Origin of the sequence: Micromonospora sp. NPDC023888 (assembly GCF_040639415.1) — a bacterium.
Lineage (GTDB): Bacteria > Actinomycetota > Actinomycetes > Mycobacteriales > Micromonosporaceae > Micromonospora.
The window spans coordinates 67,854-81,956 of the sequence record NZ_JBEZZW010000033.1 but is presented as its reverse complement, the minus strand read 5'-3'; the positions used below and the strand labels follow the sequence as shown (position 1 = coordinate 81,956).

Sequence of the window (14,103 nt, the reverse complement as noted above, 5' to 3'; positions counted from 1 at the left end):
CCGAGCTTGTCGGCGTGCCGCCGCCCGGCTCCGGGCGGTCAGGCTTGATCCCTCCGCCGGGCACGGTCGGCCCAATCCCTCGGTGCTCGCTGTCCGTGGGTCGGGATCTGCACACGACGAGGAAAGATCTTCTGATGAGTAGTGGGTTTGCTGCTGTTGACGTTATTCGCGTCAAGCGGGATGGCGGGGTTCTGTCGGACGCGCAGATCGACTGGGTGGTCGACGCGTACACCCGGGGGGTTGTCGCCGACGAGCAGATGTCGGCGCTGGCGATGGCGATCCTGCTCAACGGCATGACCGGGCCGGAGATCGCCAGGTGGACCGCCGCGATGATCGCCAGCGGCGAGCGGCTGGACCTCTCGGCGGTACGCCGGCCGACTGTCGACAAGCACTCCACCGGAGGCGTCGGTGACAAGATCACGCTGCCGCTCACCCCGCTGGTGGCGGCGTGCGGCGCGGCCGTGCCGCAGTTGAGCGGCCGTGGTCTCGGGCACACCGGCGGCACGCTCGACAAGTTGGAGTCCGTCCCGGGCTGGCGGGCCACGGTGAGCAACGACGAGTTCATCGCCCAACTGGACGACGTCGGCGCGGTGATCTGCGCGGCCGGTGCCGGGCTCGCCCCCGCCGACCGCAAGCTGTACGCGCTGCGCGACGTGACCGGCACCGTGGAGGCGATCCCGCTGATCGCCAGCTCGATCATGAGCAAGAAGATCGCCGAGGGTACCGGCGCGCTGGTCCTCGACGTCAAGGTCGGCTCGGGTGCCTTCATGAAGTCCGTCGACCAGGCCCGCGAGCTGGCCCGCACCATGGTCGAGTTGGGCGGCGCGCACGGCGTTCGGACGGTCGCCCTGCTCACCGACATGTCCACCCCGCTCGGCCTGGCGATCGGCAACGCGGTGGAGGTGACCGAGTCGGTCGAGGTGCTGGCCGGTGGCGGCCCGGCCGACGTGGTGGAGCTGACGCTCGCCCTGGCCCGGGAGATGCTCGACGCGGCCGGCCTGCCGGACGCCGACCCCGCGGCGGCGCTGCGGGACGGCCGGGCCATGGATTCCTGGCGGGCGATGATCCGGGCGCAGGGCGGCGACCCGGACGCGCCGATGCCGACCGCCAACGAGGTCGAGGTGGTCCGCGCCGAGCGGGACGGGCACGTCGCGGCAGTCGACGCGTACGCCATGGGGGTCGCGGCGTGGCGGCTCGGCGCGGGTCGGGCCCGAAAGGAGGACCCGGTGAGCGTGCCGGCCGGTGTGGTGTTGCACAAGCGGCCGGGTGACCCGGTACGAGCCGGTGACCCCCTCTACGAGCTGCGCGCCGAGGACCCGACGCGGATTCCGGCGGCGCTGGCCGAGGCCGCCGACGCGGTGCGGATCGCGCCGACCGCCGCGGCGGCGACGCCGCTTGTCATCGAGCGCATCGGCTGACCGGACCGGGGGGTCGGGGTGCCATGGTGCCGGTCACCTGGGAGCGCTATTGTCGCAGGCCAAGGGGGGACAACCGGCCTTGAGCCGGCGCGAGCAGACAGGAAGACCCGCTGTGACCGTTGCTGCCCCCGACCCGCGTGAGGTGCGCGAGGCGAGCCTGGACGAGCTGTCCCGACTCGGCCTGCCGTTGCCGCCGGCCCAGTTCCCGCTGGTCTGGGAGCCGGGTGACGAGATCGACCTGCGCCCCACTGTGGAGATCGAGGCGCGGATCGCCGTGCTGCACCTGATCCTGGCGCGCTGCTTCGGGATGCCCCCGGAGGCGGCGATGAGCTGGCTGCTCGGCTCGCACCTGGTGGAGATGGTCACGCCGCCGGAGTGGCAGTTCGTGATGGGCGGCAAGGGCGACCACCGTTCGTTCGTGCTGCACCACGACGCGCTCTTCGCGCTGGCCTGGGTGCTGGGACTGAGCAAGCAACTCGATCCGACGCTTGCCGTCGACGAGCGACTGGTCGAGCAGTTGCCGCACATCGCCGAGGGAGAGTCCTTCCCGCACTGGCGGTCCCGGATCCTCACGGCGCCGCAGCACCCGGCCGACGCGGCCGCCCTGCTCGACCTGCACTACTGCCTGGACTGGGCGTACCTGGAGACCGAGCGCGCCGGTCGGCGGGCGCCGGGCCTGATCGACGCGAACGCGATCGGGCAGCGCCGCTGGGCGCTGGAGTGGGCGGTGATCCTGCGCGGGCCGTACCACGACGAGCCGCCCGGCTGGGAAGAGGTCGACCTCTCCACCTGAGTTCAGCGAGGTCGGTACGCGTCCACCCGGACCGCCACGGTCACCCGGACCGGCTCGGGCAGTGCGGCCAACCGGGCGGTGAGCGCTTCGGGGTCGGTGTGCCACGCGTTCGGGCCCATCCCCACCACCGTGGCGACCTCCGGCTGGGTCAGGGCCAGCTCCGCCCGGTGCACCGCCGAGCTGACCGGGGCGAAGTGCCCGCCCAGGCTGCCGGCCACCCGGTCGGCCTTGTCCGGGTCCACCCGCAGCAGGTCGAGGGCACCCACCAACTCGGTGAGGTGGTCGGTGTCGGGGGTGACCACCAGCAGGGTGCCAGCCGGGTCGAGCACCCGGCGGAACTCCGGGCCGTTACGCGGGGCGAAGACGTTGAGCAGCACGGCGGTCGAGGCGTCCGCGAGCGGCAGCCGCTGCCAGGTGTCGGCGAGCGCCGCGGCGGCCCGGGGGTGCGCGCGGGCCGCGCGGCGCAGCGCCGGCTTCGACACGTCCAGGGCCAGACCCACGGCGTCCGGCAGCGCCGCCAGCACCGCGCCGAGGTAGCGGCCCGTGCCGGCGCCGGCATCCACCACCAGGGGGTACGCCCCGACGTCGGGCTCCGGCGGTTCGACAGGTACCCCTGCCGTGGTGTCCTTTGCTCTGCTTACCTCCATGCGCCGGTCCGGTCCGGAACCCGGTGCATGGGGGTAAGCAGAGCAAAGGGTGGACGGGACAGGTTCGGTGGGCGTCACGGCCGACGCGCGGAGCCGTTCGACGGCCTCCGTCGCGGCGGCGGCGAGGGCGGCCGAGATGATGTCGTAGTGCCCGGCGGCCTGGAAATCCGCGCGGGCCGCGACCATGTCGGCGGTGTCGCCGACGTGCGGTGCCCGACCGGTGAGCAGGTTGACGTAGCCCTGCCGCGCGATGTCGAAGCTGTGCCGCCGGGGGCAGCGCAGCGCCCTCGTGTCGGTGGCCGGCTCCAGGGGTTCGCCGCAGACCGGGCAGCGCAGCCGGTCGAGGATGCGCGGGTCCACGTCAGGCCGCCGCCGAGCGGTGTCGCGGGCGGCCCCTCACCGCGGTGCTTCCATGCCGTTCAGCCTAGTTCGGGCCGATCCGGGCCGAGGCGGGACCTCAGGCGACCTCCCACACCCGGTCACCACCGTCGCTGACTAGGGTCTGAGCATGGTCGCAACTATCCGGTACGAGGACATTGTCAAGGTTCCGAAGGCGCTGCTGCACGACCACCTCGACGGCGGGCTGCGGCCGGCGACGATCGTCGACCTGGCCGCGGAGGTGGGCCACGAGCTGCCCACCACCGATCCCGAGGCGCTCGGGCGCTGGTTCGCGGACGCCGCCAACTCCGGTTCCCTGGAGCGCTACCTCGAGACGTTCGCGCACACCGTGGCGGTCATGCAGACCCCGACCGCGCTGCGTCGGGTGGCCCGCGAGTGCGCACTGGACCTGGCCGCCGACGGGGTGGTCTACGCCGAGGTGCGCTTCGCCCCGGAGCAGCACCTGGAGCAGGACCTGAGCCTGGACGAGGTCGTCGAGGCGGTGCTCGCCGGGTTCGCCGAGGGCACCGCCCAGGCCGTCGAGGCGGGCCTGAGCATCCGGGTGGGCACACTGCTCACCGCGATGCGCCACGCCGCCCGCTCGCAGGAGATCGCGGAGCTGGCCGTGCGGCACCGGGATGCCGGGGTGGTCGGCTTCGACATCGCCGGCGCCGAGGCGGGCTTCCCACCCACCCGGCACCTGGACGCCTTCGAATACCTGCAACGGGAGAATTTCCACTTCACCATCCACGCCGGCGAGGCGTTCGGTCTGCCGTCGATCTGGCAGGCGATCCAGTGGTGCGGGGCGGACCGGCTCGGTCACGGGGTCCGGATCGTCGACGACATCGCCTCCGACGGCTCGCTCGGCCGGCTGGCCGCGTACGTGCGGGACAAGCGGATCCCACTGGAGCTGTGTCCCTCGTCGAACGTGCAGACCGGCGCGGTGGCCTCGATCGCCGACCACCCGATCGGCCTGCTGCGCGACCTGCGGTTCCGGGCCACCGTCAACACCGACAACCGGCTGATGAGCGGCACCTCGATGTCGCGGGAGATGTCGCTGCTGGTGGAGACGTTCGGCTACGGCTGGAAGGAGTTGCAGTGGTTCACCATCAACGCGATGAAGAGCGCCTTCATCCCGTTCGACGAGCGGCTGCGGATCATCGATGAGGTGATCAAGCCGGCGTACGCCGAGCTGTTGGCCTGACCCCGTTCAGCCGTGCGGGTGGCCAGCGAGCAGGCCGGCCACCCGACGCAGCACCTCCCGGGCGCGGGCCGCCTCCGCGCCCAACCCGGTCTGCCGACGCAGCACCGCGGGCTCGGCCCGGAGCAGCGCCACCCCGCGCCGGACCAGCACCCGGGGTGCCTTGCGCTGTTCGGACAGGTCGCGGGCCAGCCGGCGCAGGAAGGTCGCACCGCGCGGCCGGCGCAGCGCGTACGCCCCGGCGAGCAGGCCGAGGCGACGGCACTCCTCGACGATCTCGGCGGCGAAGATCCCTTCGGCCACGAAAAGTGGCGATCCGGCGAGATCAAATGACCGGGTGGCCACCCGTCGATCTGCGCCGATCGCATAAACCGGCACATCGGCTCGACCTTCACGAGCTAGTCGGGCAATGATTTCCACCGCACTTGGAGCATCCCAGGACAGCGGCGATTCCCAATCCACCTGGTCGTTTCGTCGCGGCAACGTAGGGTCATCGCCGTCTTTGTAGAAGTCGTCCAAGCAGAGCACCGGTAGGCCGGTTTGCTGCGCTATGTACGACTTTCCGGACCCAGAAGGGCCCGCGAGCAGGACAACACGGTGCGGATGTTCCATTACCTTCAGTTACTCCGGCCAGACAGACTGCTATCAAATCGCATCAACATCTCATCACACCTTCGGTAGGTGACAACCTGGGCTTTCTTCTTGTCGACCGGCGTGATGGAATCTCGGGGGTCCGACCCGCCGGGTCGGTCGCTGGGCGTTGCCCGGGGCAACGCGTTCAAGCTGTAATCGCGAGGGCGGTGACGTGAGCAAACGGCCAAAGACGGCGGGCTCCTTCCTGTCGCGGCTGCGCCGGCCGGCCAGCCGGCTCCGGGACATGCCGATCTGGTCCAAGCTCGGTCTCATCATGATCGTGCCGACCATCGCCACGGTCGTCGTGGGCACCAGTGGTCTTGTCGACCACGTGGAGACGCTCAACAATGCCAACCGAGCTGGCGACCTGGCGAACCTGTCGAGCTATTCGGGTGACCTGGTCGACAGCCTGCAGGACGAGCGGACCGCCGCCGTGCTGCTGCTGGGCGCGGACGGGACGCAGCCGACGGCTCAGTACCAGGAGGCGTACAACCGGGTGAACTCCCGGGTGGATCAGGATGCGATCCCCTACCGGCAGCAGCGGACCGAGATCGAGGACCTGCCGAGCAGCCTGGAGGGTCTGCTCGACGGCATCGACCAGAACCTGCAGGATCTGTCGGGCGTCCGCAGCCAGGTGTTCAACGGCAAGCTCGCGCTCACCGAGACCGTCCAGGCGTACGAGGGCCTGATCAGTGACCTCCTCGCCATCCGTGACTCGGCCACGCAGCTCGCCGGCGACAACGACCTGAGCGACCGGATGCGCGCCGCCGCGGCGGTCGCCCGGGAAAAGGAATTCCTCGCCGCACGGCGGGTCGTGGTCCACCGCGCGCTCGGCGTGAAGGGTGGTCAGCGGCTGACCCCCGCGCTGCGCACCGACTACATCGCCAGCGGCACCGGTCAGCAGCAGGCGCTGCAGAGCTTCAAGGCCGTCGCCACCCCGGAGGACGCGAAGTTCCACGACCAGACGGTCGCGGGCGGCGACCGTCGGGAGGCGCAGAACTACACCGGCTGGATCGACGGCAACACCACAGGCGACATGCGTGGCGCGCCCTTCAAGCCGGACCAGTGGGAAGCCGCGATGACGGCCAACGCCCGGCTGATCCGCACCGTCGAGACGAAGCTCGACAATGAAGTGGTCACCGAGGCCGACAACCTCCGCGGCGACGTCCAGCGTCAGGTGTTCCTGGAGACCGGCCTGCTGCTCAGCATGCTGCTGCTGGCCATTCTCTTCGCGTACCTGGTCGCTCGCTCCATGGCCCGCTCGCTCCGTGAGCTGCGGCAGGGCGCACTCTCCGTCGCCCAGTACGGCCTGCCCCAGGCGGTGGCCCGGCTGCGCGACCCACAGGTCGTCGGGCAACTCTCCCCGGTGCAACTCGCCAACCAGATCGCCGAGCCGTTGCCGGTCCGCAGCAAGGACGAGTTCGGTCAGGTGACCGAGGCGTTCAACGCCGTCCACCTGGAAGCCGTCCGGACGGCCGCCGAGCAGGCCGCACTGCGTGCCTCCGTCGCGACCATGTTCGTCAACCTGGCCCGCCGTTCACAGATCCTGGTCGACCGCCTCATCGGGCACCTCGACCGGCTGGAGCGCGGCGAAGAGGACCCGGACCGGCTGGCCGAGCTGTTCCAGCTCGACCACCTGGCCACCCGGATGCGCCGCAACGACGAGAACCTGCTGGTGCTCGCCGGCGCCGACTCCACCCGTGTGCAACGGGAGCCGGCCGCGCTCATCGACGTGCTGCGCGCCGCGCAGTCCGAGGTCGAGCACTACACCCGCATCGAGTTCGGTGTCATCGACCGCGACATCGAGGTCGCCGCGCACGCGGTGAACGACCTGGTGCACCTCGTCGCCGAGCTGTTCGACAACGCCACCGCGTTCTCGCCGCCCGACTCGCAGGTGATGGTCGAGGCCCGCCGGGTCGGCGACCGCTCCTCGCTCTACGTCGAGGACCGCGGCATCGGCATCAGCGCCGAGCAGTTGCACGACCTCAACGAGCGGCTCGCGACGCCGCCGCAGGTGGACGTGGCGGTGTCCCGGATGATGGGCCTCGTCGTGGTCGCCCGGCTGGCGTCCCGGCACGGTGTCCGGGTCGAACTGCGCCCCGGCTCCGACCGCGGCACGGTCGCCGACGTGACCCTGCCCACCTCGGTGCTGGTGCCCCGGGCGCTCTCCGGCCGGGTGCAGCAGCCGCCAGCCCTGCCCGCGGCCGGCGGCCCCCAGCACGGTGGGCCCGCGCCGGTCTTCGGCGCGCTGCCCGCGCTCGGCAACCACCCGCGCTCCAGCGAATCCGGCAACCAGGTCACCCTCGGTGGTCGTCCGTTCGACCCCGCATCGCGAAACGGTGCCGGCACCCCCGCCAACGCTGGCGCCTACGGTTCGATGCCGGCCTGGTCGGATCTGACCGGTGCGGCCGGGACGAACGGCGTCAACGGCGGCGACGGGTTCACGCCGCGGCCGGCCAACGGCCAGCCGATCGATCCGCTGCCGCAGCGCCGCTCCGGGGACGACACCCCGACCACCGGTCAGCAGCCGTCCATTCCCCGGCAGTTGCCGAGCAGCCCCGAGACGCACCCGTACTCGCCGCCGCCGGTCTCCGCACAGCCCTACTCCGGCGCGCCGGTCTCCGCCTCGCCGGCCTCGGGTCAGCCGTACTCCGGGCAGCCCTACTCGGGTGCGCCGTACGGCGGCCCGCCGGTTTCCGCCGCCCCGGCCTCCGGTCAGCCGTACGCCGGTCCGCCGGTGTCCGCGTCACCGGTGTCCGCGTCGCCGACCTCCGGTCAGCCGTACCCGGGTCAGCCGTTCTCGGTGCCGCCGGCCTCCAGCCAGTCGTTCAGCGGGTTCGCACCCCGATCCGCGCCACCCGCGCAGGCGCCCAGCGCCCCCGCACCGCCGGCCTGGCCGCCGGTGCCGGGCGGCGACCGGGACGCGGCGACCCCGCCGGTGCCCGAGCGGCTCGCCGCCGCTCTGGACATGACGACGGAGTTGCCGCGCGTGCCGCGACCCGGCGAGCAGCCGGCCGCCGCAGCCCAGCCGCCGGCTCCGGCTCCGGCTCCGGCGCCAGCACCGCAGACTCGGCCGGCGCCTCAGCAACCGCAGGCGCAGAACCGGCAGCGGTACGCGGACGAGACGATGGAGCTGCCGATCTTCCGGGAGCTGGAGTCCGCCTGGTTCCGTACCCGCCGTCCAGGCTCGGACGAGCCCGCTGCCGGCGCCCAGCCGAGCACGAACGGCGACACCGCGACCCAGCAGTTCGCCACGGTCGAGGCCACCGGTCGGACAGTCCACAAGACACCACCCGGGACGACAGGTAACACACCGATGGCAGACACTCCGACGGCCGGAGGAGCGCCGCGGGACAACGGCTCCACAGCGAACGAGGGCAGCCGCCCCGGCTTCGCCGAGAGCCTGCCGAACCGCCGGCCCCAACCGCAGAGCAACGGCTGGCAGACCGCAGCCGACGACGGCTGGCGTGCCGCCTCGGCCGCGGCCGGCGCGGTGCCGGTGAGCGAGACCACCACTACCGGCCTGCCGAAGCGCAAGCCGATGGCGCAGCTCGTGCCGGGTGCGGTGGAGAAGCCCGCCACCTCGGTCCAGCGCCGTTCCCCGGAGGCGGTCCGTGGCCTGCTCTCCGCCTACCACCGGGGTGTGCAGCGAGGGCGTAGCACCTCGGACAACCCGACCAGCCCGGAGGCGACTCCGGGAGGGCAATCCTCGCAGTCTGGCTCAGGCCCGGTGGCCGGGAGCGGGCAGAAGGAGCAAGAAGGATGACAACTACGCAGGATCTTGGTTGGCTGCTGGCCAACTTCGCCGACCGGGTGCCCGGCGTCGCGCATGCGGTCGCTGTCTCGGCGGACGGCCTACTCCTCGCGTCGTCACGGGATCTGCCGCGCGACCGGGCGGATCAGCTTGCCGCGATCTCATCGGGTCTGGTCAGCCTGACCCAGGGTGCAGCCCGCTGCTTCGAGGGAGGGGCGGTGTTGCAGACCGTCGTGGAGATGGACAATGGCTTCCTGTTCCTGATGTCCATCTCGGACGGTTCGTCCTTCGCCGTGCTGGCCGCCCGCAGCTCCGACGTGGGCCAGGTCGGTTACGAGATGGCGCTGCTCGTCGACCGGGTGGGCGACGCGCTGACCCCGCAGCCGCGTGCGGCCGCGGGCATGCTGGGCTGACGTCTCGCCGATCGTGAGGTCGGCACGACTGCAACGACGACAACGACGGGTTTCACCGGTGGGAGCCGGTAGCGGGTACGAAGGGGGTGAGCGGCGAGATGGTCGATCGTGACGAACCAACCGGAGCGTTGGTCCGTCCATACGCCGTGACCCGTGGTCGTACCCGTCCCCGGCTCGACATCGCGCTGGAGGCGCTCGTCGAGACGACGGTGCGCGGCCGGGCCGCTGCCAATGGCAACGGCGGCCAGGGCCGCGAACACCAGTACATCGCCGCGCTGTGTGACGGACGCGTGCAATCGCTCGCAGAGATCGCGGCGCGGATGCAGCTCCCGCTCGGTGTGGCCCGGGTGCTCATCGCCGACATGGCGACGGACGGCCTGGTCGCGGTCCACGAGCCGACCATTTTGGACGACTCCGACGACGCGGTGGGCACTGAACTGCTGGAGAGGGTGCTGAGTGGACTTCGCAGGCTCTGACATGTCGCACCGCCCGCCGAACCCGAGTGGGCGCGTGACGTCGGCGAAGATCGTTATCGCCGGTGGATTCGGCGTCGGTAAGACGACGCTGGTCGGCTCGGTCTCGGAGATCACGCCGCTGACCACCGAGGCCATCATGACCTCCGCCGGCGTGGGCGTCGACGACAACCGGCAGGTGCCGGGTAAGACGACGACCACGGTGGCTATGGACTTCGGCCGGATCTCGATCGACCGTGACCTGATTCTGTACCTGTTCGGTACGCCGGGTCAGACCCGGTTCTGGTTCATGTGGGACGAACTGGTTCGGGGCGCCATCGGTGCGGTCGTGCTGGTGGACACCCGCCGGCTGGCCGACTGCTTCGCGGCGATCGACTTCTTCGAGCACCGACGCCTCCCGTACCTGGTGGCGATCAACTGCTTCGACGGGATGCAGTACCACGACCCGCAGGACGTTCGGGACGCCTTGGCGATCTCGAGTGACGTGCCGGTGGTGGCGTGCGACGCCCGTAACCGGGAGTCGACGAAGCACGTGCTGATCTCGCTCGTCGAGTACGTGCTCACCATGCGCCGTACGCGCGCGGTGGCCCCGGCCTGATCGGGCACCGCAGGCCCGGTGGTGGCTCCGGCCGCCACCGGGCGTTTCACCCTGCCCGTCGCCCTGCTCGTGCCGGCGGGCACCCGACGCCGCCTTCCTGAGATCTGGAAGTTGTCCGCCCCGCTCCGGGACGGGTCGCTTCCACGGTCGCCTGGGGGCGGCGTTCTCGTGTCGACAACCCATTCCGCTCATGCGATCGCGCCCCCAGTCGGATGACTGGGGGCGCGATCGTGAAATGCCGGTGGGGATGACCGTCAGGACTGGTAACCGGCGGACCGGTACTCGTACTCCCGGTCGTCGTCGCGGTCGCCGTGGTCGCGGCTGAAGTCCCAGCCACCGGCTGCCTCGCGACCGGGCCGGCCACCTACCGCGAAACCGCCGATCTCCTGTCCGCGACGCCAACCGCGGAAGTAGCCCGTGGTGTTCTCCGCGAGGCTCGCCGCATCACGCACTATCCGCAATGGGCGCTCCTCGCGCAGCGGGGAACCAGGGACCAGATTGGCCTGTGGCACCCGCTTGGGCAGCCCGGCGTTGGTCTCGGCACCCACCGCGGGGCGGGCTGCCTGCTCGGCGGCCTGCCAGCCGGTGTCGGCAGTGGTCGACCAGTCCAGGTCGGTCTCCTCGGCCTGCCCCACGAACCAGGCCGACTTGGCCTGCGCGAAGATCAGCAGGTCGCCGTCGCCCTCGTCGGCGACCGGTGGTGGCCGGTGCTCGACCGGCGGCGGCCGGTGCTCCATCGGGGGCGTTCGGCGCTCCAGCGGTGGCGGCCGGTGCTCCACCGGGGGTGGTGGCCGGTGCTCGGCGGCGCGTGCGGCTGCTGCCCGGCCGTTGCGAGCGGCCTGCTCCCGGTCGACCAACCGCAGCGGCGGCGTCTCCAGGTGCGGGTCAGCCGGCGGGTTGAGCCCCTCGCGCAGCGCCCGGTCCGCGAGTGGCGGTGGCTCCACCAGCCGCAGCATGGGGGGCTCCTGCGGCAGGTCGTCCGCCAACCAGGGCGGGGTGACCCGACCGTCGGCGCGACCCGGGTCGGTCGGAGCTTCGATGCCGCGACTGCCGCCGTAGGAGTAGGCCGCCGGGTTGTTCGGCGAACTGTCGGACGGGTCCTCCGGGTTGTTGACCAGCGGCCAGTTGGCACGGGAGCCGGGCGGTGCGGACTCCTGACCGGGTCGGGGCGTCGGCACCGGGATGCTCAGGTCGGTGGCGCTGAACCCACCCGTCGGTGGCTCGTCGACCGGGCGTTGCAGGTGGCTCGGCCGGGGCTCGCCGCCGTTGGTCTTCGGACGGGGCGGGATGACCGTGCGCTGCCGTTCCGCGCGCGCGTTGTTGATCGCGGCGGTGGTCAGTGTCGGCCGGAACGGCTCACCAGCCTCTGCCGGGGGCACCTGGCCCCGCTGCGCGGGTGCGATCGGGGTGATCCCGGGCGGCGGGGGAGGCGGAGACGAGACCGGCCGGTTGGTCGGACCGTCGATGCGGTTGCCGATCTGCTCGCTGCGCCCGGGCAGTGTGGACGCCGGACCAGCCGTCGCTGCCGGGGCCATCGGCGCGGGTGCCACAGGCGGCGGCGTGACCGGCGGCGGGGCGACCGGCGGCGGCCCGAGTGGACGGGGTGACGCCAGCGGCGCGTTACCGGGAATCGGCTCGGGCCGGCTGCGCCGCCCGACGGCGGGTGCCGGGTCGACGGCGGGCGGGGTGGGTCGGACCGACCGCAGACCGGCGCTGGTGCCGGCCAGACCGGTCAACTCGCCGACCGACTCGCCACGGCGGGCAGCGGCACGGCGACCAGGCGCCTGGGCGGGTGTGGTGACCCGGGAACTGAGCGCGCTGACCAGCGCCTCACAGCCCGCGTCGCAGGCCCGCACGGACGCGACGGCCTGGCGGACCGTCTCGGCGACCGCGGACGTGAGCGCCCGGTTGACAGCGGCGCGGCGCGGCGTCTCGGAGATGGCGACCCGCAGTGCGGTGACCGCCTCGTTGATCTCCTCTGCGTCGGCGACCCCGTCGGCGGCCAGGTGCGCGGCGATGGCGTCCGCCGCGACCGACACCTCGCGGCCCCGGGCGACGGTGCCGCCGAGCATGCCCGGCTCGGGCAGCGCGTCGAGCACCGCCAACGAGACCGGCTCGGCCGGGTCCGGGTACGCCCGCAGGGCCGCCGGGTAGAGCTCACGCAGCACCTCACGCAGCGCCACGGCGGCGGAGTGTCGACCGCTGGCCAGGGCGGCGTGTGCGGCGAGCACCTGCTTGTAGCCGGCGAGGTCCCGGGGTGCCGGCAGGGTGACCGCGGAGAGCGCGCCCGCCTGCAACGCGCGGGCCAGGCCGACGGCCCGTCGTTCGGCCGGAGGCGACTGCATCTCCTCCAACGAGTCGTCATCGGCGAACCGCTCGGCGAAGTCGTCCACCGAGTCGTCGTCGGCGATGGCCAAAGGTCGACCCGCCGCGCTCAGCAGCGAGGTGACCGTGTGGTCGTCGCTGTCGGCGGCGATGGCCGCACCGCTCGGCCCGCCCGACCGCTCCACGAGCAGCGCGACGAGCTGGGCGTAGCCAGCGGCGTCGTCGCTGATCTCGCAGACATGCAGCAGACGGCCTGCGTCGTCGACCACAGCGGACGTCAGCGTCGAACCGGCGGAGGCCGGTCGGTCAGCCGGATCCGCCGAGGCCAGACCGCAGTAAACGCGCACGAGCGCCACGGCGTCGTCCTCCTCCCGGGACAGGTCTTTCCTCTGCCAGCAACTGATGCTCCCCGGTACGGGTCAGTCGCGCCAGTCCACCACCGCAGAGATCTTGCCGACAATGGTGCGCCAACCCAAACTCGCGGTCTGTGCTCCGATCTTCTTCAGCCGCCGCCGACCCATGAAAGCGCCGATCCCACCGTTGGCGGTGGCCCGCAGCGCCTCGTCCAGGTCGTCGAGGCTGGAGCCGGCGGAGAGCATGTCCAGGACCGCAGGCAGCCGCAATGCGTACGAGATGTCGCGCGCGATCTCGCCAGCCTCGATCAGCAGGGTCGAATCCCAGGTGTCGTGACCGCCGCGCAGGTTCTCCACGACCAGGTCGAGTTCGTAGGTGTCCTCGTCGAGTGGAGCGATGTCGGCCGGCTCCACCCGTTCGGACAATTCATTCCAGCTATCCAGTTGGGACAGATCGTTTGGCGCACCGGACCGGATGAAACTGACCAACGACTCGGGGGTCGTGAACAGCAGCAGCTTGCCCCGGTTGCTGAGGAAGACCGGCACCTCCTCGTCGTCCGCCTCGTCCGTGACGTCCTCGTCGGCCTCGGCCTCGGTCTCGTCGTCGGCCTTGCCGGCGGCGCGGCGCGTCGACTCGTCCTCGTCGCTGTCGGCGAACTCCTCGGCCAGGTCCTCGTCGAGGATGACGACGGTCTCGTCGTCCTCCTCCTCGACGACCTGGCGGCGGGCGAGGAACGGGTCGTCCTGGTCGCGTTCGGTCACGTCGGTGGGGGTCAGCGAGCTGGCCGGCCGGTACGCGCGAAGCGTGAAGCCGGTGCCGGCGGGCAGGGCGATCTCCACCGGATCGATGCGCAGCTCGTCCCAGAGCGACCGGTCTGCCGAAGCCGACGGGCGGTCGGTCTCCTCGGCCTCTTCTGGCTCGGCCGCGCTCGTGGTGTCGTCGAGCTCGGGCTCGTCGGCGTCGGGCCGTTGGGGCGACTGGCGGGCCACGCTGACCTCCGTGTGCTTCGGGTTGCCCACCCGCCGGGGTCTCTGTCCGGCGAGTGACTCTGGGCACATACCCTAGTCGGCGGCCCTGGGTGACCGATGCCCGCACCCCGGTGGCCGGCTGGCGCAC

Annotated in this window: 11 protein-coding genes; 7 read left to right on the top strand and 4 right to left on the bottom strand. The window is 71.9% G+C overall.

Annotated elements, in window-relative coordinates; genetic code table 11:
- Positions 1–134: 134 nt before the first annotated feature.
- Positions 135–1,418, top strand: a complete 1,284-nt coding sequence (locus AB0F61_RS25770; protein WP_357814313.1) for a thymidine phosphorylase — start codon at positions 135–137, stop codon at positions 1,416–1,418.
- A gap of 112 nt (positions 1,419–1,530) precedes the next feature.
- The gene (locus AB0F61_RS25765; protein ID WP_357814310.1) at positions 1,531–2,211 is read left to right on the top strand and encodes a DUF4272 domain-containing protein; all 681 of its coding nucleotides are present in this window, start codon (positions 1,531–1,533) and stop codon (positions 2,209–2,211) included.
- A 2-nt stretch (positions 2,212–2,213) separates the two neighbouring features.
- Here the strand turns inward: AB0F61_RS25765 and AB0F61_RS25760 are convergent, their stop codons facing one another.
- Positions 2,214–3,218: a putative RNA methyltransferase gene (locus AB0F61_RS25760; protein ID WP_357814307.1), complete on the bottom strand. Its 1,005-nt coding sequence runs from the start codon at positions 3,216–3,218 to the stop codon at positions 2,214–2,216.
- A 148-nt stretch (positions 3,219–3,366) separates the two neighbouring features.
- On the opposite strand from AB0F61_RS25760, the gene AB0F61_RS25755 reads away from it, so the two are divergent.
- Positions 3,367–4,440 carry an adenosine deaminase gene (locus tag AB0F61_RS25755; RefSeq protein WP_357814305.1) on the top strand — a complete coding sequence of 358 codons (1,074 nt, stop codon included), beginning with the start codon at positions 3,367–3,369 and terminating at the stop codon, positions 4,438–4,440.
- A gap of 6 nt (positions 4,441–4,446) precedes the next feature.
- On the opposite strand, the gene AB0F61_RS25750 is transcribed toward AB0F61_RS25755, so the two are convergent.
- Positions 4,447–4,740: a hypothetical protein gene (locus AB0F61_RS25750; RefSeq protein ID WP_357814302.1), complete on the bottom strand. Its 294-nt coding sequence runs from the start codon at positions 4,738–4,740 to the stop codon at positions 4,447–4,449.
- A 502-nt stretch (positions 4,741–5,242) separates the two neighbouring features.
- On the opposite strand from AB0F61_RS25750, the gene AB0F61_RS25745 reads away from it, so the two are divergent.
- The 4 genes from AB0F61_RS25745 (at position 5,243) to AB0F61_RS25730 (ending at position 10,308) form a co-directional block, all read left to right on the top strand.
- Entirely contained in the window at positions 5,243–8,836 is a 3,594-nt protein-coding gene (locus AB0F61_RS25745; protein ID WP_357814300.1) for a nitrate- and nitrite sensing domain-containing protein, read from the top strand.
- Positions 8,833–9,237, top strand: coding sequence for a roadblock/LC7 domain-containing protein (locus AB0F61_RS25740; protein ID WP_030329023.1), 405 nt, complete (start codon positions 8,833–8,835; stop codon positions 9,235–9,237). The genes AB0F61_RS25745 and AB0F61_RS25740 overlap by 4 nt, the downstream gene beginning before the upstream one ends.
- A 98-nt stretch (positions 9,238–9,335) precedes the next feature.
- Positions 9,336–9,713, top strand: coding sequence for a DUF742 domain-containing protein (locus AB0F61_RS25735; RefSeq protein ID WP_350685443.1), 378 nt, complete (start codon positions 9,336–9,338; stop codon positions 9,711–9,713).
- A gap of 1 nt (position 9,714) precedes the next feature.
- Positions 9,715–10,308, top strand: a complete 594-nt coding sequence (locus tag AB0F61_RS25730) for an ATP/GTP-binding protein (RefSeq protein ID WP_357814297.1) — start codon at positions 9,715–9,717, stop codon at positions 10,306–10,308.
- A 254-nt stretch (positions 10,309–10,562) separates the two neighbouring features.
- Here the strand turns inward: AB0F61_RS25730 and AB0F61_RS25725 are convergent, their stop codons facing one another.
- On the bottom strand, positions 10,563–13,013 hold the full coding sequence (locus AB0F61_RS25725; protein ID WP_357814320.1) for a transposase: 2,451 nt from the start codon (positions 13,011–13,013) through the stop codon (positions 10,563–10,565).
- 39 nt (positions 13,014–13,052) lie between these two features.
- On the bottom strand, positions 13,053–14,006 hold the full coding sequence (locus AB0F61_RS25720) for a DNA primase (RefSeq protein WP_357814295.1): 954 nt from the start codon (positions 14,004–14,006) through the stop codon (positions 13,053–13,055).
- Between the last annotated feature and the right edge of the window lie 97 nt (positions 14,007–14,103).